This window comes from Methylocaldum szegediense, assembly GCF_949769195.1.
GTDB lineage: Bacteria > Pseudomonadota > Gammaproteobacteria > Methylococcales > Methylococcaceae > Methylocaldum > Methylocaldum szegediense.
This window is the reverse complement of sequence record NZ_OX458333.1, coordinates 4,183,562-4,204,816: the sequence shown is the minus strand read 5'-3', so window position 1 is coordinate 4,204,816 and position 21,255 is coordinate 4,183,562. Positions and strand designations below refer to the sequence as shown.

19 protein-coding genes are annotated in these 21,255 nt (G+C 58.4%); 5 read left to right on the top strand and 14 right to left on the bottom strand.

What is annotated here, in order from left to right; all coding sequences use genetic code 11:
* Positions 1-126: 126 nt before the first annotated feature.
* Positions 127-1,002: a succinate--CoA ligase subunit alpha gene (gene sucD, locus QEN43_RS18285; RefSeq protein WP_026609722.1), complete on the bottom strand. Its 876-nt coding sequence runs from the start codon at positions 1,000-1,002 to the stop codon at positions 127-129.
* The gene (gene sucC, locus QEN43_RS18280; protein WP_026609721.1) at positions 999-2,159 is read right to left on the bottom strand and encodes an ADP-forming succinate--CoA ligase subunit beta; all 1,161 of its coding nucleotides are present in this window, start codon (positions 2,157-2,159) and stop codon (positions 999-1,001) included. Before sucC ends, sucD begins: the two co-directional genes overlap by 4 nt.
* A gap of 267 nt (positions 2,160-2,426) precedes the next feature.
* Here sucC and QEN43_RS18275 point away from each other — a divergent pair, with 267 nt between their 5' ends.
* Both QEN43_RS18275 and QEN43_RS18270 read left to right on the top strand, forming a co-directional pair.
* Positions 2,427-4,046 (top strand): sensor histidine kinase, encoded by a 1,620-nt coding sequence (locus QEN43_RS18275; protein WP_317963470.1) that lies wholly within the window; start codon positions 2,427-2,429, stop codon positions 4,044-4,046.
* Positions 4,043-5,389: a sigma-54-dependent transcriptional regulator gene (locus tag QEN43_RS18270; RefSeq protein WP_317963469.1), complete on the top strand. Its 1,347-nt coding sequence runs from the start codon at positions 4,043-4,045 to the stop codon at positions 5,387-5,389. The genes QEN43_RS18275 and QEN43_RS18270 overlap by 4 nt, the downstream gene beginning before the upstream one ends.
* Positions 5,390-5,484: 95 nt before the next feature.
* Here QEN43_RS18270 and QEN43_RS18265 read toward each other — a convergent pair whose 3' ends face one another.
* Both QEN43_RS18265 and msbA read right to left on the bottom strand, forming a co-directional pair.
* Positions 5,485-5,889 (bottom strand): hypothetical protein, encoded by a 405-nt coding sequence (locus tag QEN43_RS18265; RefSeq protein ID WP_026609718.1) that lies wholly within the window; start codon positions 5,887-5,889, stop codon positions 5,485-5,487.
* A 269-nt stretch (positions 5,890-6,158) separates the two neighbouring features.
* Positions 6,159-7,961 carry a lipid A export permease/ATP-binding protein MsbA gene (msbA, locus tag QEN43_RS18260; protein WP_317963468.1) on the bottom strand — a complete coding sequence of 601 codons (1,803 nt, stop codon included), beginning with the start codon at positions 7,959-7,961 and terminating at the stop codon, positions 6,159-6,161.
* A 103-nt stretch (positions 7,962-8,064) separates the two neighbouring features.
* Between msbA and QEN43_RS18255 the strand changes: the two genes are divergently transcribed.
* Positions 8,065-9,384 carry an O-antigen ligase family protein gene (locus tag QEN43_RS18255; protein WP_162144278.1) on the top strand — a complete coding sequence of 440 codons (1,320 nt, stop codon included), beginning with the start codon at positions 8,065-8,067 and terminating at the stop codon, positions 9,382-9,384.
* On the top strand, positions 9,377-10,462 hold the full coding sequence (locus QEN43_RS18250; RefSeq protein ID WP_026609716.1) for a glycosyltransferase family 4 protein: 1,086 nt from the start codon (positions 9,377-9,379) through the stop codon (positions 10,460-10,462). The genes QEN43_RS18255 and QEN43_RS18250 overlap by 8 nt, the downstream gene beginning before the upstream one ends.
* 96 nt (positions 10,463-10,558) lie before the next feature.
* On the opposite strand, the gene QEN43_RS18245 is transcribed toward QEN43_RS18250, so the two are convergent.
* The 9 genes from QEN43_RS18245 to QEN43_RS18205 all read right to left on the bottom strand — a co-directional run bounded on the left by QEN43_RS18245 (position 10,559) and on the right by QEN43_RS18205 (position 19,026).
* Positions 10,559-11,668, bottom strand: a complete 1,110-nt coding sequence (locus QEN43_RS18245; RefSeq protein WP_026609715.1) for a glycosyltransferase — start codon at positions 11,666-11,668, stop codon at positions 10,559-10,561.
* Entirely contained in the window at positions 11,665-12,723 is a 1,059-nt protein-coding gene (locus QEN43_RS18240) for a glycosyltransferase family 9 protein (protein WP_026609714.1), read from the bottom strand. Before QEN43_RS18240 ends, QEN43_RS18245 begins: the two co-directional genes overlap by 4 nt.
* Positions 12,724-12,726: 3 nt before the next feature.
* Positions 12,727-13,809 carry a glycosyltransferase gene (locus QEN43_RS18235; protein ID WP_026609713.1) on the bottom strand — a complete coding sequence of 361 codons (1,083 nt, stop codon included), beginning with the start codon at positions 13,807-13,809 and terminating at the stop codon, positions 12,727-12,729.
* 1 nt (position 13,810) lies between these two features.
* Positions 13,811-14,494, bottom strand: a complete 684-nt coding sequence (locus QEN43_RS18230) for a sulfotransferase family 2 domain-containing protein (protein WP_026609712.1) — start codon at positions 14,492-14,494, stop codon at positions 13,811-13,813.
* A 119-nt stretch (positions 14,495-14,613) separates the two neighbouring features.
* The gene (locus QEN43_RS18225) at positions 14,614-14,775 is read right to left on the bottom strand and encodes a four helix bundle protein (RefSeq protein WP_084161766.1); all 162 of its coding nucleotides are present in this window, start codon (positions 14,773-14,775) and stop codon (positions 14,614-14,616) included.
* A gap of 90 nt (positions 14,776-14,865) precedes the next feature.
* Complete coding sequence (locus QEN43_RS18220; protein WP_026609711.1) at positions 14,866-15,978, bottom strand: glycosyltransferase; 1,113 nt, start codon at positions 15,976-15,978, stop codon at positions 14,866-14,868.
* Positions 15,978-17,099 (bottom strand): glycosyltransferase, encoded by a 1,122-nt coding sequence (locus tag QEN43_RS18215; RefSeq protein WP_036268031.1) that lies wholly within the window; start codon positions 17,097-17,099, stop codon positions 15,978-15,980. The genes QEN43_RS18220 and QEN43_RS18215 overlap by 1 nt, the downstream gene beginning before the upstream one ends.
* On the bottom strand, positions 17,096-18,214 hold the full coding sequence (locus QEN43_RS18210) for a glycosyltransferase (RefSeq protein WP_026609710.1): 1,119 nt from the start codon (positions 18,212-18,214) through the stop codon (positions 17,096-17,098). Before QEN43_RS18210 ends, QEN43_RS18215 begins: the two co-directional genes overlap by 4 nt.
* A gap of 95 nt (positions 18,215-18,309) precedes the next feature.
* Positions 18,310-19,026, bottom strand: coding sequence for a TVP38/TMEM64 family protein (locus QEN43_RS18205; RefSeq protein ID WP_051331527.1), 717 nt, complete (start codon positions 19,024-19,026; stop codon positions 18,310-18,312).
* A gap of 101 nt (positions 19,027-19,127) precedes the next feature.
* Between QEN43_RS18205 and corA the strand changes: the two genes are divergently transcribed.
* Positions 19,128-20,093 (top strand): magnesium/cobalt transporter CorA, encoded by a 966-nt coding sequence (corA, locus tag QEN43_RS18200; RefSeq protein ID WP_026609709.1) that lies wholly within the window; start codon positions 19,128-19,130, stop codon positions 20,091-20,093.
* 185 nt (positions 20,094-20,278) lie between these two features.
* Here the strand turns inward: corA and QEN43_RS18195 are convergent, their stop codons facing one another.
* Entirely contained in the window at positions 20,279-21,235 is a 957-nt protein-coding gene (locus tag QEN43_RS18195; RefSeq protein ID WP_317963467.1) for a glycosyltransferase family 2 protein, read from the bottom strand.
* Positions 21,236-21,255 lie beyond the last annotated feature (20 nt).

Here is a 21,255-nt window from a genome sequence, read left to right as displayed (position 1 = left end):
CACCGACTCAGCGGCGAACGCAGGCTCGGATGGCGAAAGAATCCCGACAAACCCGCGGCAATACCAAGTCTCGTTCCTCAAACTCAGCCTGCACGTTGTTGGACGCCCTATAGGCGGAGAAGCCTTTCAGGGCCTCCCCAGCAACGCACTCATACGCTGTCCCATCGCCGTAGGCGTATCGACGACCTCCACGCCCGCTGCTTTGAGCGCCGCCACCTTGCTCTTCCCCGTACCTTTGCCGCCAGTGATGATGGCACCCGCATGCCCCATGCGTTTTCCGGGCGGCGCGGTCAGACCGGCAATGTAACCAACTACCGGCTTCGTCACGTGCGCCTTGATGTACTCGGCCGCTTCTTCCTCCGCACTGCCGCCGATTTCACCGACGAGAATGATGCCCTTGGTCTCGTCATCATTCTGAAACATCGCGAGCACATCGATGAAATCGAGGCCTTTGATGGGATCGCCGCCGATGCCGACACAGGTACTCTGACCAAGCCCGACCTTGGTCGTCTGATGCACGGCTTCGTAAGTCAGTGTACCGGAGCGGGAAACGATGCCCACCGAGCCTTTCTGATGAATGAAGCCAGGCATGATGCCGATCTTGCATTCGCCGGCCGTGATCACGCCGGGACAGTTAGGACCGATGAGGGCGGTATCGTAATGAGCCAGGGCCGCTTTCACCCGCAGCATGTGCAGAACGGGAATACCCTCGGTGATACAGACGATCACTTTGATCCCCGCATCGGCCGCTTCCAGAATGGCATCCGCCGCGAACGGCGGCGGCACGTATATCATGCTGGCCGTGGCACCCGTTTCGCGCACCGCCTGCTTAACCGTGTCGAAAACCGGCAGATTAAGATGGGTTTGCCCGCCTCGTCCCGGCGTCACGCCGCCGACCAGTTGGGTGCCGTATTCCAGGCACTGCTGAGAGTGAAAAGTAGCCTGTTTGCCAGTGAAACCCTGACAAATGACTTTGGTATTCTTGTCGACGAGTATGCTCATCGCGCAGCCTCCACAGCTTTTTTCGCCGCTTCGTCCAAATCCGACGCGGTAATCAGCGCCAAGCCGGACTGATCGAGCAAGCGCCGGCCTTCCTCGGCGTTGGTTCCTTCGAGTCGAACGACCACCGGCACCTGAACGTGTACTTCTTTCACCGCCGAGATAATGCCTTCGGCGATCAGATTGCAGCGCACGATACCGCCGAAGATGTTCACCAGAACGGCTTTCACCTTGGCGTCGGACAAAATCAGTTTGAATGCCTCGGCGACTTTCTCCGCTGTGGTTCCGCCGCCCACGTCCAGGAAGTTGGCCGGCTCGCCCCCGTACAACTTGATGACGTCCATGGTCGCCATGGCGAGCCCGGCACCGTTCACCATACAGCCGATATTGCCGTCCAGCGTGACATAGCTAAGCCCGTGCTGCCGCGCTACGGACTCCTTGGGGTCTTCCTGGGATGGATCACGAAGTTCCGCCAAATCGGGATGGGCAAACAGAGCGTTGTCGTCGACATTGATCTTGGCGTCCAGCACCAGCAAGGCGCCGTCTTCCGTCACTACCAGCGGATTGATCTCGATCTGGCTCAGATCCTTGTCCATGAACAGCCGGTACATGCCGGTCATGATCTTGGTCAAGGTGCCGACCTGCTCGCCCTTGAGCCCGAGGGAAAATCCGATTTCCCGGCATTGGTAGGCTTGCAGACCTATCGTGGGATCGACGCTAAGACTCAGGATCTTTTCCGGATGCTGTGCGGCCACCTCCTCGATGTCCATTCCGCCGGCGCTGGACGCCAAGAACAGCACTCGGGCGCTAGACCTGTCCACCAACACGCTCAGGTAAAGCTCCTGCGCGATCGGGCGGACCTCCTCGACCAGCACAGCATTGACCGGCAACCCAGCGGCGCCCGTCTGCGCCGTCACTAGACGGGAACCGAGCAGCTGCCCAGCGGCGGCCGCGACCGCATCGACGCTGTCAACCAGCTTGACGCCACCCGCCTTGCCTCGTCCGCCGGCGTGGACCTGGGCCTTTACCACCCATCGTCCGCCGCCCAGGGCCGTCGCCGCTTCGGCAGCTTCCCGCTCGGAAAAGGCCGGCGTGCCACGGGGCACGGGCAAACCGCATGACGAGAACAACTGTTTCGCCTGATATTCATGTAGGTTCATCGGGTACTCCGTCTAGCACTCGCGCCGGACATCAATCTTCAAATCGATGCTACGCTTAATAGTTGCGGCTATTCTAATAGACCCGCTCCGAAACCGCACTTAAGCCATGCTAGGACGGGACGCACCGCCTCTGAATTCGAATGAGCCTTCGCTTCGACCGATACGAGCGCGTCGATCGTTTGTGCGTTCGCATGCACGGCTTGTCTGCACCCACTGAGCTGACCGGAATGAGGTCCCTCCGCATTTCAAGAATGCCCGTGACGGACAATGAAGTTCGACAACCCGCCGATATCGCCCTGTCCGTTCTCCAAACATTACCGCATCCCTGAACATCAAGCCTGGCAGGCGCTGACGGTTTATCTCCTCTATCGTCTGACGTTGGGCAGCGTCCTCGTTTTCTTGTTTTTTCTCGGGGCGCTGCCGTCGTCGCTAGGCAAACATAACCCTGGCCTCTACGCGGCCGTCAGCAGCCTTTATCTCAGCTCCATCTTTCTTTCGGCCATTCCCCTCCTACTGCGCCGTCCGGCTTTTTCGCTTCAGGCACAGCTGCACGTACTCACGGACATCGTCACGATCCCTATCGTCATGTACGCATCCGGCGGCGCCGAATCCGGCACAGGCGTATTGTTGGCCCTGTCGGTGGCGGCAGGCGGCATCTTGACCGGTGGTCGCTGCGCCTTGCTGCTGGCGGCGCTCGCAAGCGTCGCGGTATTGGGTGAGGAAATCTACGCCGACCTGTTCGGAGCGTTCGAACCCGCTTACACTTACGCTGGCATGCTCGGCGCCTCCTTCTTCGGCATCGCGATCCTCGCCCTCGTGCTGGCCGGACGCGCCGAACAAAGCGAAGCCATCGCCGCGCAACGTAGCGCCGATCTCGCCAATCTTCGGCAGCTCAACGAATTCATCATCCACCACCTGCAGTCGGGCATCCTCGTCATCGATGAGCAGCAGCGCATACGGATGATGAACGAATCCGCGGCTCGCCTCCTCGGCATCCCCTCGACCGCTCGATCGTTGGAAACCGCCTGTCCGGAATTAGCGGAACTGTTTTGGGCGTGGCTGGACGATCCGAGCCCCGCCACGGTGAATCTCGGCTCCCGCGCCGGACAACCTGTGCAAGTGCGCTTCACGCGCCTAGGTCGTACTCATCCGCCGCTTTATATGGGATTCCTGGAAGACAACGCCTTGTACAATCAGCGGGTTCAGCAAAGCAAACTGGCCTCGCTCGGCCGGCTCACAGCCAGCATCGCCCATGAGATTCGTAACCCCCTGACAGCGATCAGCCACGCTGCTCAACTTCTGGCGGAGAGCTCTTCGCTGGAAACGCAGGACCGCCGTCTGACACAGATCATCCTCGACCATACCGCACGGGTCAACGTCATCATCGAAAACGTGCTTCAAATCTCGAGACGAAGCCAATCGAAACGGGAAGTCCTTTCTTTGGCAGCCAGCGTCAAGAAATGTCTGAGCGACTATAGGACGGCGCAGGCTGTGCATGAAAATGCCTTCCAGCTCGATGTCAGAATCAATCATGCGCTGGTGCTGGTCGATCCCAGCCATCTCAAGCAGATTCTCGAAAACCTTTTCTCGAATGCACTGAAATACGGCCAGCCGCAGCGCGGTGCGATCCGGGTACGGGTAAGACGTCAACGGCAGGAACCCTGCGTCGAGGTCATCGATCACGCAGCCCCTATCGACAGCCAAACCGTTCAGCAAATGTTCGAGCCTTTTTTCACGACCTCGTCCAGCGGCACCGGACTCGGACTTTACATCGCGCGCGAATTGGCCGAGCTCAACCAAGCTAAACTGGAATACGAGCCCGTGACCGGCGGCGGTTGCTTCCGACTCCGTCTCGCCGATGCCGAAAAAACCACAATCGAATTATGAACAAACCGTCCGTCCTAGTCGTCGATGACGAGCCTGCCATCTGCGAACTACTGGAAATCACGCTCCGGCGCATGGATATCGACGTGGTAACCGCCTGCGAGCTGCGCCAAGCCAGAGAGTACCTACAAAACCGCCATTTCGATCTGTGCCTGACCGACATGAAGCTGCCGGACGGCGATGGTTTGGATTTGGTGGAGTACATCCAGCTCAACCATCCGAAACTACCGGTCGCGGTCATCACTGCCCACGGCAATATGGAATCCGCCATTCGGGCCTTGAAAAGCGGCGCCTTCGACTTCGTCTCCAAACCCTTGGACCTGCACGTGCTCAGGAATCTCGTCACCACCGCCCTCAAACTCGTTCAGCAAGAAGGGCGGGACCGACGCTCCCGCCACATCTTGCTCGGCGATTCTCCGGCGATGAGGGAGATTCGTTCCAAGATCACCAAGCTGTCACGCAATCAAGCTCCAATCTTCATCAGCGGTGAGTCGGGTACCGGCAAGGAACTGGTCGCGAGGCTTATCCACAACATGAGCCCGCGCTCGGAAAAACCCTTCGTTGCCGTGAACTGCGGCGCGATCCCGCATGATTTGATGGAAAGCGAATTTTTCGGCCACAGAAAAGGCAGTTTCACTGGAGCGGTCGCGGACAAACAGGGGCTGTTTCAGGCAGCCCACGGCGGAACGCTGTTCCTGGACGAAGTCGCCGACCTGCCACTGTCGTTGCAGGTGAAACTGTTGCGCGCCATTCAGGAAAAATCGATTCGGCCACTGGGCGAACCCCGCGAAATTCCGGTGGACGTACGGATCGTCAGCGCTACCCACAAAAATCTTGCCGAGATGGTCCAAACCGGCGATTTCCGGCAGGATCTTTTTTACCGCATTAACGTGATCGAGATACGCGTTCCGCCTTTGCGTGAGCGCCGCAGCGATATCCCGTCCCTGGTCGATCACATCCTGGCGAGACTCGCCCCGGGCAGCGATGCCAAGGTGACGCTGAGCCCCGAAGCCATGAACGCACTGATGAGTTATCCATTTCCGGGCAATGTGCGGGAGCTCGAAAACATTCTCGAGCGCGCGGTCGCGCTCTGCGACGGACATCGTATCCTGGCCGAGGACCTAAATCTTCCGACGCTATCCGAGCCCGCCTTGCCGACCATACCGGACGAGACTCCCGCGGTAGAGCGAGGACTGTCGCTGGAAAGTTATATGGACGAGATTGAGAAGCAGGCGATCATTAAAGCGCTGGAAAAAACCCGATGGAACCGGACGGCAGCGGCAAAACAGCTGGGGATAACCTTCCGTGCGCTGCGCTACAAGCTGAAAAAGCTTGGGCTGGATTGAGAACCGGCGAGGATGGACGGCCGAGATACACAACGAAGCGAATCAGCCGTCGCCCTGAGCCGAACGTCTGAGGGATTCCTCCTGTAGACGCACCTTCAAGCCCGGTATTTCTCCAGAGTCTTGAGCTTATCTAAAGCCTCTTTGGTCTTCGCGGCAACCGCGTCGTTCAGCTCAGTGGGCTTATAAACACGGTCCAACAGTCCTTCCGCCACCAAGGCTTCTTTGACCCACTTCTTCGCGAAGCGATAATTCGTCGGCGCAGGGGAAACTTCGCCGGTAACCGGATTTCGCAACTGTGCACCTCGTTCGGCATGCGCAGCCTCTTTCGCGACGGGTTCAGCCGCTTTGGCGGCCGCAGGCTCACCGGCAGCTTCTTCGGCTTTCGGTTCCGGCACTGCTTCGGGGGATGGCGCGCTTTCCGACCGGGATACCGTCTTGAATACCTCGTAGATCACATAGACGACGAAAATAATCGTCAGACCGACCAACAATTGCATCATGATCCTTCTCCTCCTCTTCTTATAGTTAGTTCGTGCCAACCCGCAGCCGCGCTTGGAGTCGAACTGTCCCACCGCGGTCACATGCGAGCCGACACACCATAGGCCGAAACGAATAAAACCGCAATACTCTCCTGACTTTAGTCAACCATTTGCGCCAGAAATCCCCGAAACCCCCCGCATTTTTCGACAAAACCGATTCTTAGCCTAGGTCGATGATCCTTTGCCAATGGAAGCATCTCGTCGAAGCGCTTCAAGGCATTCCAAACCTACTAAGACATCGCGTGAACTTGAGGAATCGGCCTGGGCATCTTGTGCTCGAACTGCAAACGGTGAAGCTCCGCGTAATAGGACTGCTCACGCAACAATTGTTCGTGAGTGCCGCTTTCGATGATGCGGCCGTCGCGCATAACGTAGATGCGGTCCGCGTTCTGAATGGTGGACAAGCGATGCGCGATGACCAGGGTAGTTCTGCCTTTCATCAAGACCTCCAAAGCCTCCTGGACATGACGCTCCGATTCTGCGTCCAGCGCTGATGTCGCTTCGTCGAGTATTAGGATAGGCGCGTTCTTGAGCACGGCGCGGGCGATCGCGATGCGTTGCCGCTGCCCGCCCGAAAGCACGACGCCGTGCTGGCCGACGACTGTTTCGAAGCCTTGCGGCAACCCTTCGATGAATTCCAGCGCATGGGCAGTCTTGGCTGCCTGCCGAACGTCCTCGAAGCTCACCGATTCCCGACAGCCATAGGCGATATTGTTGGCGATGCTGTCATTGAACAAGGTGACTTCCTGCCCCACGTATGCGATGTGCCGGCGCAGGCTGCTCAATGTAAACTCCCGGATGTCCCGCCCGTCGATGCGGATTTCGCCCTGGGTCGGTTCGTAAAGCCTGGGCAACAAGCGTATCAGCGAGGTCTTCCCGCTGCCCGATTGCCCTACCAAGGCGATGGTTTCGCCAGGCTTTATCGTCAGATCGATATTCCTTAGCGCGTACTCTCCTCCCTCTCGATAGGAGAGGCTGACGCCCTTGTATTCGATCTGCCCCTTTACCGCTTCGAGTTCCTGCGTTCCGCTGTCGTGCTCGCGTTCCTTGTCCAGCAATTCGAAGATGCTGTCCCCGGCGGCAATGCCTTTCTGCATGATATTGAGCACCTGGGTCACGCGCTTGATTGGACTCAGCATCATGGCCATCGCTGCGATGAAGGCGATCAGACTACCGGGCGTGATGGTGTGACGCACCGAATCCAGGGACACCACGTACAGAATCGCCGCGAATCCGCTGACATAGATGAGCTGAATGATCGAGCTACTCATCGCGTCCGTGGCGATCAGCTTCATCTGCCGCCGCTGGTTACGCTCGTTTTCCTTCGCGAATTTCTGGCCCTCGTAACTCTTTCCGTTGAACACCTTGACAATGCGCTGGGCATCGATCACCTCCTGTGCGACATGGCCGACATTCCCCATGGACTCCTGAATACGCATACTGATCTTTCGAAAACGCTTGCTGACGACGCGAATGCTGATACCGAGCACCGGGCCGACCACCATGAAGACCAGGGACAACAAGACATTTTCGTAAACCATCAGCAAGGTCAGTCCGACGATGGTCAAGCCGTCCTTGAATACCGCGACCACGCCTTTGGTCAGGGAATTAGCCACCTGCTCGGTGTTGTACAGGAGCTTGGCAAGTAACTGCCCCGAGGACGCGTGATCGTAATAGGTACAGGGAAGATTGAGGAGTTGATCGAACAAATCCCGGCGAAGATCGGCGATCACCCGTCGCCCGACCCACCCGGAACAATAGTCTCCGGCAAACCCGGCAATGCCGCGTGCGATCGACAGACCCAGCAAGACGAAAGGCGCTTGGCGCAGAATCTCGGGATCATTTTCTATGAAACTGCCGTCGATGAGCGGCTGAATCAGCTTAGCGAAAGCCGGCCCTAACGAAGCGTAGCCGATCATGGCCACGATCGAAGCCAGAAACATCTTCCAGTAGGGTAAAGCGTATTTGAGCAGCCGCCGGTAGATGATCATTCCGTCGGTAAGCGGCTTTCGGTCGGAGTGTTTTTCGCTCATGAATTCGTACAGCGTGGAAAAGTATAGGGCCGCCCTGATTTCTCAAGCGCCTCGTTCGACTTTGCTAGAATCGCGGTATTTTCACAAGGATAGAAAACATTCTATGATCGCCGGAGTCATCGCCCCCCCGATCCACAAATACACCGATTATACCGGTGTCACGGCCACATTGGCTTTCGCCTTCTTTGCCTGGCTGAGTGTAGCCGGAGCGAATATCGCATTAGCCCTGTTTTCGCTGGCATTTCTGTTGGCACCGTCGGCATGGAAAATGTTCCGCCGCGACCCCATGTTCCGGCTTTTCGCCGCTTTCGCGATCTACACGGCCATCGGGGTTTACGTTGCGATCGATGAATTTCCCGACACGCACAAACTCCAGGCCCGGGATGCCTCGAACTGGCTCAAACTGTTCGCCTTTCTGCCGCTCGCCTGGTGGCTGCGCGGCGACTTGCGGCGTATCCATCGGACGCTGATCCTGGCTGCCGCGGGACTCCTTATCGGTATGCTTTGGAAGGCCGATTGGTCGAACTTGTATCACATGACCGTCACTGAAAGAACCGGCTTCAAACTCCGAATCATCTTCGCCGGTCTCGTTTCCGCCTCGGCGATTTTGGGACTCCTGGTCTTTACGCCTCGCATTTGGAGTAGCCGCGCGGGAACTCCGCACGATCTTTTGCGCCTAGCCTGCTGGCTCGGCGCCCTGTATTTATCCAGTTTCATGCTGCTGTCCTCCAAATCCCGAGGCGCCTGGCTCGCCACGCTGATAGCCCTCCCTATTGCGTTCGGTATTCGATGCTTTTCGAATGGCGGAGAAACCGACCTTCCGCTCAGAAAGTCGGTTCCTTTTCTGCTTCTCGCTTTGGGTCTCGTGGCGAGTCTGTTTGCCCTGAATCAGGATGAAATCCGCACCCGGCTCACTGAAGAAAACCGGGTCGTTTCGTCGATCCTGCAGGGAAAAAGCGAGCCATTGCCACGCACCTCGATCAGCTTCCGCCACGACGTTCAGATATTCGGACTGCAAAAGTTCTTGCAGCGGCCCTGGTTCGGCTGGGGGCCCGGCTCTACCGAACATCTCATTGAAATCAGCGGCCAACCCGAACTGATCCATCCGCAGGAGAAAGGAGCGGACTGGATGGACCATTTTCATAACACGTATCTGGAAATACTGGTCCGCTTCGGCCTTTTGGGCGCCCTGGTCTTGCTTGCAACGGTTTTTCTGATGATAAAAAACGTTTGGCGCGGCTATAAGACCGGAGTCTTGCCGAAAGATCATTTCGCGTTTCTGACCGGGTGCTTCTTGCTCTTCGCTGTGTGGAGCCTGTTCGACTTCCGCATTCTGCACGGCGATTGCCGGGCCTATTGGATTTTACTCGCCGGGATCGCCCACAGCTTTGCCTGGCATCCTAAGGTTGCCAGCTATGATTAGGCCATCGGTCGTCTATCTCGGCCGAAGCCGACTGCAGCGAAACCGCGCTAACTTGATCCAAACCCTGCAGATGATGGAGGCGTTCCGCCTGGTGGGGCTAGACGCCACTCTGTATTTGCCACCGTGGCCGAACTCGCTGGACCTGGCAACCCGGCTGCGCGAGTTTGGTATCGAATCGTCCCTGGACATCCGCTCCAGTTGGCTGCTGAACCGACGCTGGAACGGGAAGCCGTTCGTCACGCTCTACGGGCGACGCCTACGCCAAGCGGCGGGCGTTTACACTCGCTCCGTGCAAATCAGCGCCACATTGGCCGCCGCCGGAATCCAACACCAACTGGAAATCCACGAAGCGGAACGTGAACTGATCGGCAAGGGATATTTGGCGGATATCGTGAAACACCATCGGCAGGGAATCATCGAATGGCTTTTCCCCATTAGCCATGCCGCAGCGGAGATATTGATCAGGGCCGGAGCCACCGCCGAGCGCGTTCTGGTCAGCCCAAGCGGAACCAAACTCTCCGCCTTCGCCCCAATTGCGCCCTTCGATCCGGACCGGCTTTCCGCCCCGCGCATCGTGTACCTCGGGCGCCTGAGCCGCGACCGCGGCCTCGACGTCTTCCAGCAGATCGCCGCACGGGGTATTGCGAACGTCACCCTGGTGGGCGAACAGGAAGATGCGGTTCAAACCTCGGGCAAACTGGAAGTCGTGCCGTTCGTGCCCCACCGGGAAGTGCCGCTTTGGTGGGAACGCTCGGACCTGATCCTGCTGCCCTATCAGCGGAACCTGCCCCATGCCGATTCGATCAGCCCCATTAAGCTATTCGAGGCGATGGCGGCGGGACGTCCGATCGTTGTGAGTAACCTTCCAGCCATCCGAGAAATCATCGACCACGAGAAAACCGGTTTGCTGGTGGAACCAGAGGACACCGAAGGATGGATCGCGGCGGTTCGGCGGCTTCAGAACGATCCGCAATTGGCCCGCCGTCTCGCGCAAGCCGCCAAGGAAAAAGCTAGGGACTATAGCTGGGAAAAGCGTGCGGAGCGGATCGCTAGAGCCTGTGGCTGGCTAGCTTCGTGAGGACTCCCTCAAGACGTAGATGGATTTCCCAGGGAAACTCGACAGACATTCTAATTCCCGTCATCAAGCTTTGATTCTTAAGCGCTCCCGAACGGATCACACTTTATCATCCGCGCAAGAATCCTCTACACCCGATATGGACCGATAAACCCGATAATTGCCCTCCACCATGGCGTCGACCGAGAACCGTTCGAGAACCCAGCGTCTTGCTGCCTGCCCCAGTGCCTGACGCCGCGTCGGATCGTCCAGCAGTTCGACGATGGCCGAAGCCAGCCCGTCGGCGTCGCCGGGTTCGATCAGGCGACCGTTGACGCCGTCCTTCACGATTTCCGGGATACCGCCGGCCCGTGTCGCCACGATCGGAACCCCGGAAGCCGCCGCCTCCAGCAGCGATACGCCGAGCCCTTCCATCCAGGCGGGATGGACCATCAGATCGAGGCAGGGTATGACCCGCGCCATATCATTCCGATAACCGGCGAAAATCACACTGTTCTCGAGTGCCCGGCCCCGAACCGATGTGCGAAACTCAGCCTCCATGGGTCCCTGGCCGAACAGCAAAACACGCGTTTCAGGGTGACGCGACAGGACCACCGGCAAGGCGTCGAACAACAATTCATGCCCCTTGCGGGAAATCAGCTGGGCGACCATCCCGATCGCCGTTTCGCCCTCCGAGAGACCGAACTCCGAACGAAACCAAGCCCTGTCGCCTCCCGGCCGATAACGTTCGGTATCGACCGCGCTCGGAACACACACCACCCGACTGGTCGGCACGCCCGCCTCGATGAGCACCGCGCGTATACCTTCCGATATAGCGATGATGGTCTCGAACAGCTGAAACTTGATACGGGTGTCGACCCAGCGCGGCGGATTGTCCACGCGCCGGCTGTGGATCATCGGAATGTTTTCCAGCCGTCCCGCCAAAGCAGAGAGTAGGTCGGCACGGCGGCTGTGGACGTGCAGCATGTCCGGCTTTTCGCTTCGTATCAGCCGCCGCAACTGGCCGATGAAACCGAGATCCGCATCGCCCCGGAAATGAAACGGCCGAATCGCGACCGCGGGATTTTGGATAGCCTCGATAATCTCGGCACCTTCGCTGCACACTAGCAGATGCTCACCAGGAAACCTGCTCAATCCGTTGAGAAGGTAAGCCACTTGTCGGGCGCCGCCGTAGAGATGCCGCCCCATTTCCACGTGCAGCACTTTCATATGTCTCCCTCCAGAAGCTGGTTAGCGGCCTCGAAGACGCCGTCCGTAGTATGAAGACGCATGCAGTCATAGGTCCCGCCGCAGGTCGGACGACGGCGGCAAGGTGAACATTCGAGAGGCCCATAAAGCACTCTCGCCCTGGCACGGCCCGTGTCCAGATAAGGCCGCGTGGAACCAAAGAGGGCTATAGTCGGAACGTTCAAAGCGATACCGAGATGGGTCAATCCGGTATCGACGCCGATCAACAGCTTCGCTTTCTCGATGATCGCCGCGCATTGTCCGAGGCTGGTTCGGCCAGCCAGATTGATGAGTCCCGGCGTTTGATCGGCAATGATTTCCGCACGCGCCTTGTCCGCCGGCCCGCCTAACATGACGACGGTAAGCCGGTTCTTGTCAGCCAACCGGGCGACCAACTGCGCCCAGCGCTCGTCGAACCAATGCTTTTGCGGTCGGGTGGTGAATGGGCAAATCACAGCATACTTCCCGACCACACCGAGCGATTCCAGCAATCCTCTTGCCTCTATTCGGTCGTCTTCCGAAATGGCAATGTCGAGCGCGAACATATCCTTACGTCCGGTCAACATCTCGGCGAGCTTACGGTATTCCTTGCCGATGCGAAGATCATTCACGCGCCGGTCGAGCACTTCCGTCATCAGGAACTGACTGCCCTCGCGCGAACCGAGTCCGATGCGCCGCCGCCCGCCCGAGAGCCAGGCCCAGACGCCGCTCTTGAGCAAACCCTGGAGATCGATCACCCAATCGAAATCTTCGCCCCGGAGCGCATGGATCGAATCGTAAGCTTCCCGGGCAAATTCGCGATAGCGCCGCTCTAGGCGCAACTGCCGCCAACGGGCCCTTGGCCATAGATAAACCCGATCCAGACGCGGGTTATGGCGCAGGAGATCGGCGTTAGTAGATTCCGTCAGCCAGGCGATGCGGGCATCCGGGTAAGCGGTGCGCAGCGCAGGAATCAGCCCCGATGCCATGATGACGTCGCCGATGGCGCTGAGTCGTATGATTAGGATGCTTTTCGGCGGAGATTCGGTTTCCGGCATTGCTCAGCAGCCTCTCTCTGCCATGAGGCGCCGATAAAGTTCCAGGTAGGTACCGACCACCGCCTCGCGGCTGAACCGGCTTCGCAGAAACGCATGCCCGGCCTCGCCCAACGCGCTTCGTTCGGTGTCGGAAAGCACGATCACCGCCCGAAGTTGCGCCGCGAGCCCCGCAGGGTTGCCGCAAGGCGCGAGTAGTCCCGTTCGCTCCGGCTCGATCAACTCCAGAGCACCGTCGGTAGCCGTACTCACCACCGGCAAACGATAATTCCAAGCCTCTAGGATGACATTACCCAAAGGTTCGTGGCGCGAGGGACAAACGAACAAATCGGCCGCGGCGTAGAACGGATCGGGCCGCTGCCAACCCAACCAGCGGACGCGTGGGCTGATCTGCAGTCTTTCGGACAGCGTCTTCAACAAGCCAGCTGCGGGCCCGTCGCCCGCGATCAGCAGGATCAGTGGACGTCCGTTCGATTCGGCGGGGAGTTTGGCGAAAGCATGTAACAGATCGTCGAAGCCTTTCTTGCCGATCAATCGCCCCAAGGCGAACAACACGAATGCATCCTTCGGGATATCGTGTTCGTCACGCAGGGCTTGGAGCTCGAGTCTCGAGAAAACGGCAGGTTCCGGCACGAAGTTGCCTATATGAAAAACCCGTTCGGCGGGAAGACCGGATCGGACCAGATAGTCGCAGATGCCTCGCGTATTGCCCACCCAGGCATGGGCATGCCGGTAATAGCCGTCGATCTTGTAGTAACCGCCCAGGCGGGCGATATGCACGGCTTTCATCTTGGAAGGCAGGCGGGTCAGACGTGTCGCACGGCCCATGTAGGTCTGGACGATACACGGCTGCCATCGGGCCACCAGCTCTCGAATCCGCCAGATCGACCAGAGGTCCCACTGATTGGCCAGCGGCAGATGCGCCTGCTCGATGGAACTGGTCTTCAAGGCTTCCGCAACTGGACTGCCAGCCCGGTTGACGGCGACCACTCTCTGCCCCGCTTCGTGCAGCGCGCCCAGCAAGCGCACATAGAACTGATCCGCACCGCCGAACTGACGGCTGCCGAGAATGTGCAGCGAAGGATACATCTCAACCCGTCAGATTGGAGACCAGAGGCTCGTCGAACCGGTAGCCGAACCGCTCGATGTCCGGCCGGTAATGGTCCGCGACGAGCTGGGCCGTCACATCGGTATAGTACTCCCGATAATCTCTCCGACGGTCGGTCGCTTTGCGGCTGTGGGGCAGCTTCGGGGTCTTGATGCCGATGCGCTTGCAAACCGTGTCGAAGTCCTCGACCAGAAACTCGTAACGCCCGAGAAAATCCACGATGGTGTTGCCATGCAGGTCGATCACATAGTCGCTTTGCAGCTCCGTCGACATATCGGCGTGATACTGCGGCGGGCGGGCTGGGTCGAATTTCCAGCGGAGAAAAGCTTCGAAGCTGTCGATGTGGGTAATCAGGTGCGGCCGCTCCCGACGGATATGGTGATAGGAACTCACCTGTAAATCCCAAGGATTGCGCACGAATGCAAACTTGAACAAACCTTCGAAAACCTCTCTCGGCAGCATTTCCTTGGCGGCGATGATCTTGGCATGGCGCGGGAATTTGGCTCCGATCTTGTGGCCGGTCATCGCGCTCAACTTGCTGCAGAGAAACTGGGGAATCCGGTACGGATCAGTCCACTTTTGGCGCCAGAGGGCGTTGCGGATACTGGTACCGCCGGTTTTGGCGATGTGGACGAACAAGAAGTTGTATCTTAGGGAAAGAAGCATTGTTTTCTAGTGATGAGGACTGAGTAACGAGTGATGAGGATTGAGTTTGTTACTTAACTACTCATACTCAGTCCTCATGACTGGTTACCGAATTTGTTACTCGTACTGACCTTGGCTCCTTATTTCTCGACGGCAATTCGCAAGCCGCCAATGGTACGGGCAAGCTCTTCAGCTTGTTTATTCAAGCAGTCGAATTGTTCTTGAGTCAAATAACCAGCGTCGACAGCCGCGTACAGCTGAGAACGAACCTCAGCGCATGATGCTTTGGCGACAAACCCAATAAATCACCCCTACCAGCAGGCGGGCCTTTACCAAGCAACCCCATCTTCGAACCGCTCGAAATTACGCAAACCAAATTCGGTCCTCATCACTCATCGAAAGCCCAGCACGTCCAGATAACGCGCTGCGCTGCGTTCCACCGTGTATTCGGCCGACGCTTCGCGCAGAAACCGGCTATCCAGCGGCGACTGCAGCATGTTCAACATGGCCTCGGCCAATCGCTCGGCGTCACCTACCGGTACTAGCGGGCCAAAACGGCCATCCCTAAGAATCTCGCGCGGACCGCTGGGACAGTCGGTGGATACCACAGGCGTGCCCAAGGCCAAGGCTTCCGTCAGCACATTCGGCGAGCCCTCCCAGGCCGACGACAACACGAACAACGAACTCCGCGCCATATAGGCATAAGGATTGGCCACATGGCCGGGCAGAGAAACCGCATCGGCAATACCCAGACGGGCCGCCAGCTTCTCCAGATCGGGACGCAACCGGCCCTCTCCCAGGATCAACAGCCTCGAATCGATCGTGGAGCGGACACGGGCAAAAGCGCGGATCAAAGTCGAAAAGTCCTTTTGCCGTGTCAAGCGGCCAGCGCCCAGTATGACAGGAATGTTCGAAGATTCGAACCAGGGGTGATCAACCGGCATACGGCTTTTTTCCAGCATGTCCGGCGTGATCACCGGGTTTCGGATCACTACGATCTTTTCCGGCGGTAGCCTCGCGATCCGCCGCGTATCCTCCGCAACACCTTCGGACACGGCGACAATACGGTCTACTGCCGCATACATCTCGCGCATCGGCCACAGGCGGGCCCAGCGTATCAACGCCGGTTTGTGTGCCATGGCCGCCGAGAGATGGGTCCCTAATCGACCTACCAGACGCGTGTCGACCCGACTCAGCCGCTTGGCGAGCACCGCAGCACGGATAGCTCTGTCCTTGGCAGCCAGTAGCGCGGCGGGCTTTTCGGTCTTCAGATACCGGGCTAGTCCCGGCACCGCCAAGGCGGTGTGCCCGACCCCAAAATCCAGAACGCGCAATCCCGAACCGTTGAGCCTTAAGAGTTCGGGCGCTGGTTTGCGCAAGATGGCGAGGAGATCCACCGCCACCCCCGCCTGCGAAAACGCGGGCAGCAGGTTCATCACCATACGCTCCACACCGCCAGTACCGGAAAATGAAATCAGTACCGCGAGACGTTGTGCACGATCCATCACCTCTCCCCTGTCAGTAGACCCAAAGCATTCAAATATTGCCGTGCGCTATTGGTAACGGTGTAAGGCACTGTCGCCTCGCGCAGCACTTCGGGCGAGGTGGGCCTATCCAGCATTTCCGCCAGTCTCTTTGCAAGAGCCGATGAATCTCCGAGAGGAACCAAAGGCCCAAAACGACCGCCGCCGAGTACCTCTCTCGGACCGCTTGGACATTCGGTCGATACCACTGGCGTCCCACAGGCCATGGCCTCGATCAGTACCACCGGCATGCCTTCACAGACCGATGTAAGGGCGAAGACGTTAGCCCGGCGCATGTAAGCATAGGGGTTGGACAGAAATCCTGGGAGGTCGACGTCCTCCGACACGCCCAGACCGCGGGCGAGCAGCAGCAGCTTGTCACGCTGCCGGCCCTCGCCACCGATGATCAGGCGGCAGGGACGAATACGTCTGAGTTCTGCGAAAGCCTTCAACAGAGTGGCAAAATCCTTGCGCGCACACAATTCGCCCACACCGAGGATGACTGGCGGCTCGCCCGGTTTGAGCCAAGGATGGTCGACCGCTTCTTTGGCCATTGCCTCGAAACGATCCGTGATCACGGGACTCGGCACCACGGTCACCGCCTCCACCGGCAGCCCAGCTATCCTGGCCAGATCTTCGGCCGCGCCTTTGGACGGGGTCAGAATTACGTCGGCATGGCGGTAGAACAGGCGGATCGAAGCCATCTGGGCGTTTCGTGCCCACCAGCCGCGGCGCTCGAGATTCTTGGAGACAGTCGTGCCTATACGCACTGCCACCCGAGTATCGACCCGTGCCAGCGCTCGCGCCATCACAGCCGTACGGTTCACCTTGTCCTTGTCACTCAATAAGGCTTTGGGTCGATTGCGGCGCAAATAACGGACTAAGGCTGGCAAGGCGGTGTTCACATGCGACACGCCCAGGTCGACGACTCGAACACCGGGCGGTAATTCGTCCCAGTAAGGGCCGTGCCCTCTCACCTTCAAAAGGTCCATCCGGAGACCGAATCGGGCGAACTCCGGCACCAGATTGCGCATGATCCGATCAACCCCGCTATGACCGGAAGTCGCCAGAAACAGAGCGAGGTCGGTCCGGCTCGAACTCATGCGTGGCTCAGCCCGAAGAATTCCAGGTAGGCTCGGCTGCTGTTTTCGATGGTGTAAGTACGAACCGCCTCGCGTAGGAACTCGGCCGGTGGGGGGTTATCCAGAGTCGCGGCCATAGCCTCGGCGAGCGCTTCCGCATCGCCCGGCGGGACGATTCGGCCATAATGTCCTCCCGCTAGAATTTCCCTCGGCCCGCTCGGACAATCGGTGGCCACCGCCGGCGTGCCTACCGCCAGGGCCTCGATGAGCACGTTCGGACAACCTTCCCACAAAGACGACAAAACGAATAGCGAAGCCTTGGCGAGGAACGCATAAGGGTTGTCAACGAAGCCTGGCAGATCGAAATCGTTCTGAATCCCAAGTTCCACCGCCAGGTTTTTCAGTTTTTCCGCCTGTCTGCCCTCGCCCAGGATCATCAGGCGGCAAACCCGTTCCCGGCGCAGCCGGGCGAACGCTCTCAGCAAGGTGGGGAAATCTTTAGCCCTCCCCAAGCGCCCCATACCCATGACGACCGGTGGCCCACCCGGCTGTAGCCAGGGGTGATCCACCGGCCTATGGGCGAGGTCCGGCAGATCGGGCGCCACCGTGGGGTTCGGGAGCACGCGGATGCGCTCCAGCGGAACGTCCAGAAAAGCCGACAAATCGGCTGCCGCGTCATGGGAGTTGGCGATGATACCGTCGCTTTGCGAAAACAGGCGCCGTTGCCTGTATTGGAACAGCCAGCGCGACCACCAGAACCGGTGCTTGCGTTCGGTTCGCGCGCCCAGTGAGGTACCTACGCGCAAAAAGAACTTAATGCCGGAATCGCGCAGCTTTTTCTTGACCTTCAACGCGATAACATCGTCGCGACCTTGGCCGGTCATGACAACCGACGGCCTGTTGGTGCTTAGGTACTTTTGTAATTCCTGCTCAAGGGCCAAGTCGTTCCGGCCGTGAAAAACCACTCGCTCAACGCTCGGGTCCAAGCGGTTCGCAAAAACGATATTGGCTTGATTGACGACCAGAGACGTAGCCACTCCGTGCGCCGAAAACCCATTAGCGAGATGAACAAAGGTACGCCCAACACCGCCATCGCCGAAGCTGGGAATGAAAAGGCAAATTTGAGAAGGCGTCACGAAATCAAAGGACGTCGGTCGAACCGTTAAATTTTTTATGACATCCCTTAATGGAGCGGTGCTCGGCCGTCGGCCGAGACATTCCGCACAGCCGATCACGAGTCCTTATCGGCCAAAAAAGACCAGTCGGCATTCTTGACGTACACGAAAGCACGGAGCCGGTTCAGCGCATAGCCCAGAATCACCGATGACGCGAATCCCAAGGAAATATATTCGGCAGCCCTGGCGAAATCGGTCTGAAGCAAGCCCGCACCGATCAAACAGGCAGTTATCCCCATGGGCAAGAAACCAATCAGGCTTCCCACAAGGAAATCCACATGCCTGACATCCGTCAGTCCTAATAGCACGTTATTGTAGAAATTATTTAGCGGAAGCTGTCGAATCAACACGACGGCCAACACGCCGTTGCACGCGATCTGCCGCACCAACCGCTCAAATTGACGGACCTTCCTCAATCCGTAACCTATACGGAAGCGGCGAACGAGCAGAAGCGTCAAATACGAGCCCAACACCGTCGCCAACTGGCTCCACACCAACCCCCAAGCAAAACCGAACACCAGCCCGCCAAGAGAACATAAAATCAGGCGGGGAGCTCCGATTGCCGTAAGCACAGCGCCCGCCGACGTGAAAATCAGGGGTGCCGCCAAACCGTAGCTCGCCAACTCGGCCTTGAGCATCAAACCATCGGCCAGCCAAGCTTTCAACGGGGTAAAATAAAATACAACGCCTAAAGAAAGTAGCCCTGCAACAGAAGCGTAGCGAAAAATACCAGCCGTCTGCGCGGCGCCCTTCAAACGTTGTACATCGACCATCAAGCCCCTCAAGGAAATCCGTTGAATGGATCGTATTATAAGTAACTAATACGTACAAAAACCATGATCAGTTTCTCACAGAGGAACAAAAAGGATAGATCGTGTATATCAGATGCGCCGCCTATCGTAACGGCCAGCGGATCGACGACATCGGCGTCGAAAATATCAGCGAGCTGCTCGCCGACCCAGAGAGCTTCGTGTGGGTTGGATTGGCCGAACCTGATCCTAGCGAATTACTGCAACTCCAGGCGGAGTTCGGCCTACACGAACTCGCGGTGGAAGACGCGCGCTCCGCGCACCAGCGGCCGAAACTGGAAGAATACAAGGGTTCCTTGTTTGTGGTCCTGCACACGGTGGAGCTCCGCGACGGCGAGGTTCACTTCGGCGAAACCCATCTGTTCGTGGGCAAGCAGTTTCTGATCTCCATCCGCCACCAATCCTCGCTGGGCTACGGCCGCGCCCGAACCCGTTGCGAAAGCCTACCCCAACTCCTTGCCAAGGGCTCCGGGTTTCCGCTTTATGCGGTCCTCGACTTGATCGTGGATAACTTCATGCCGGTCGTCGAGCATTATCAATCGCTGCTCGAAGAACTGGAGGAAGACATTTTCGAAAACCGCTCGCATCGCGACGCGATGGAGCGCCTGTACGATCTCAAGCGCCACCTGCTGCGGCTGCGCAATGCCGCGATGCCGCTACTGGATATCTGCAATGCGCTCATGCGGCTTCACCCCGAGATCGTGCCTAAGGACCTGCGGGTTTATTTCCGCGACGTGCTGGACCATGTGCACCGTATCATCCGCGCCACCGACACCATGCGCGAAACGCTGTCCGACGCAATGCAGGCGAACCTGGCCCTGATCACGGTGCGGCAGAACGAAGTCGTCAAGCGACTGGCCGGCTGGGGTGCAATTCTGGCGTTGCCAACCATGGTATTCAGCATGTACGGCATGAACTTCAAATTCATGCCGGAATTGGAACTGCGATTTGGTTATCCCGCTGTCCTAGCAGCCACCTTGATCGGGTGCGTCTGGCTGTATAGACGCCTGAAACGCGCCGAGTGGCTGTGAGAAGGTGTGTGAGAACTTAGCTTGGTGCACACCCTACTGATAGTCCGCTAAGGTGACGCTACCGTAGGCCGGTAATCCTTTCCCGACACTTTGAAGCGCAGCGGGGTTAGCCGAAACGGGATTGCCGACCTGTGACTCGACATCCCCTGTTTGAAACGCACCGAGCGGCAGTAACGTCTCTGGCGTCAGTTGCGCGTCGCCTTCCGGTTCGGCTTATAGCCCTTCCTGAAACGCAGCCGATAAAGGTCCACCAGCCAACGTCCGCATCCGGCCGGCAGCATCATCAACCACAAGGGATCGAAACGCGTCAGCCGCGCCTGTTCGAGAAGACCGGTGCCAGCATGGAAGGAAAATCGGATGAAGTCGACCATGCTGCGCCGCAGCTGACGACGGCTGAGCCATGGCCGGTGCATGGTCACGTCCTCCAGGTAATAGAGCTGGAATCCGCGCGGGTTATGCATGCGCAGGCGAAATCGGTCGGAAGACAGACCGTCCGGCTGATACTCGACTTGTTGTAGCGGCTGGTTGATGCAACGAAAGACATAGTGGTGGGAAATTCGTTTCCAGGTCATCGAAGGCCGGACATGTCTTTCGCCGGAAAAGACCGGATACGGAAACCGGCGCGCGATATCAGTCCGAATCGCGTGCTTTTTGTCGCCGCTTACCCTCAGGCGATAGCGCACGTCCAGAAAGCTCGCATCCAGCGGGTTGTGGGGATAGGGATTGCTCAGCAACCGCTTCCCGTCCATGCTCAGGACCAGTCCCTCGACGCCGGCGAAACGTTCGCGACCGTCCTCCGGTATGGCTTCCCACTGGCGCCAAATTCGTTCCAGGGCGTCCGGCAACAGACGATCGTCAGAGTCCAGATTGAAAAACAGCCTTCCCTTGGCCAATTCGACCCCTTTGTTATGGGCAACGTGCTTGCCCTGATTGTTCTGCTTGACGTAAGTGACGGGAAATTCGACGCGCGCCTTCCAGCGGGCCACGACGGCGGCGGTGTCATCGGTCGAGCCGTCGTCGACGATGACGACTTCGAAATCCCGAAAGGTCTGGGCTTCGATGCTGGATAAAGCCCTAGGCAACAACCCGGCTCGGTTATAGGTGGGAATAAAGACGGTAAACATCGGACTGTCCGTAGCCATACGGTCTCCGTAATTTCGAG

Bases quoted from the DNA above. Each gene is read 5' to 3' on its own strand.
- sucD (WP_026609722.1), bottom strand. From the start codon at position 1,002: ATGAGCATACTCGTCGACAAGAATACCAAAGTCATTTGTCAGGGTTTC.
- sucC (WP_026609721.1), bottom strand. From the start codon at position 2,159: ATGAACCTACATGAATATCAGGCGAAACAGTTGTTCTCGTCATGCGGT.
- QEN43_RS18275 (WP_317963470.1), top strand. From the start codon at position 2,427: ATGAAGTTCGACAACCCGCCGATATCGCCCTGTCCGTTCTCCAAACAT.
- QEN43_RS18270 (WP_317963469.1), top strand. From the start codon at position 4,043: ATGAACAAACCGTCCGTCCTAGTCGTCGATGACGAGCCTGCCATCTGC.
- QEN43_RS18265 (WP_026609718.1), bottom strand. From the start codon at position 5,889: ATGATGCAATTGTTGGTCGGTCTGACGATTATTTTCGTCGTCTATGTG.
- msbA (WP_317963468.1), bottom strand. From the start codon at position 7,961: ATGAGCGAAAAACACTCCGACCGAAAGCCGCTTACCGACGGAATGATC.
- QEN43_RS18255 (WP_162144278.1), top strand. From the start codon at position 8,065: ATGATCGCCGGAGTCATCGCCCCCCCGATCCACAAATACACCGATTAT.
- QEN43_RS18250 (WP_026609716.1), top strand. From the start codon at position 9,377: ATGATTAGGCCATCGGTCGTCTATCTCGGCCGAAGCCGACTGCAGCGA.
- QEN43_RS18245 (WP_026609715.1), bottom strand. From the start codon at position 11,668: ATGAAAGTGCTGCACGTGGAAATGGGGCGGCATCTCTACGGCGGCGCC.
- QEN43_RS18240 (WP_026609714.1), bottom strand. From the start codon at position 12,723: ATGCCGGAAACCGAATCTCCGCCGAAAAGCATCCTAATCATACGACTC.
- QEN43_RS18235 (WP_026609713.1), bottom strand. From the start codon at position 13,809: ATGTATCCTTCGCTGCACATTCTCGGCAGCCGTCAGTTCGGCGGTGCG.
- QEN43_RS18230 (WP_026609712.1), bottom strand. From the start codon at position 14,494: ATGCTTCTTTCCCTAAGATACAACTTCTTGTTCGTCCACATCGCCAAA.
- QEN43_RS18220 (WP_026609711.1), bottom strand. From the start codon at position 15,978: ATGGATCGTGCACAACGTCTCGCGGTACTGATTTCATTTTCCGGTACT.
- QEN43_RS18215 (WP_036268031.1), bottom strand. From the start codon at position 17,099: ATGAGTTCGAGCCGGACCGACCTCGCTCTGTTTCTGGCGACTTCCGGT.
- QEN43_RS18205 (WP_051331527.1), bottom strand. From the start codon at position 19,026: ATGGTCGATGTACAACGTTTGAAGGGCGCCGCGCAGACGGCTGGTATT.
- QEN43_RS18195 (WP_317963467.1), bottom strand. From the start codon at position 21,235: ATGGCTACGGACAGTCCGATGTTTACCGTCTTTATTCCCACCTATAAC.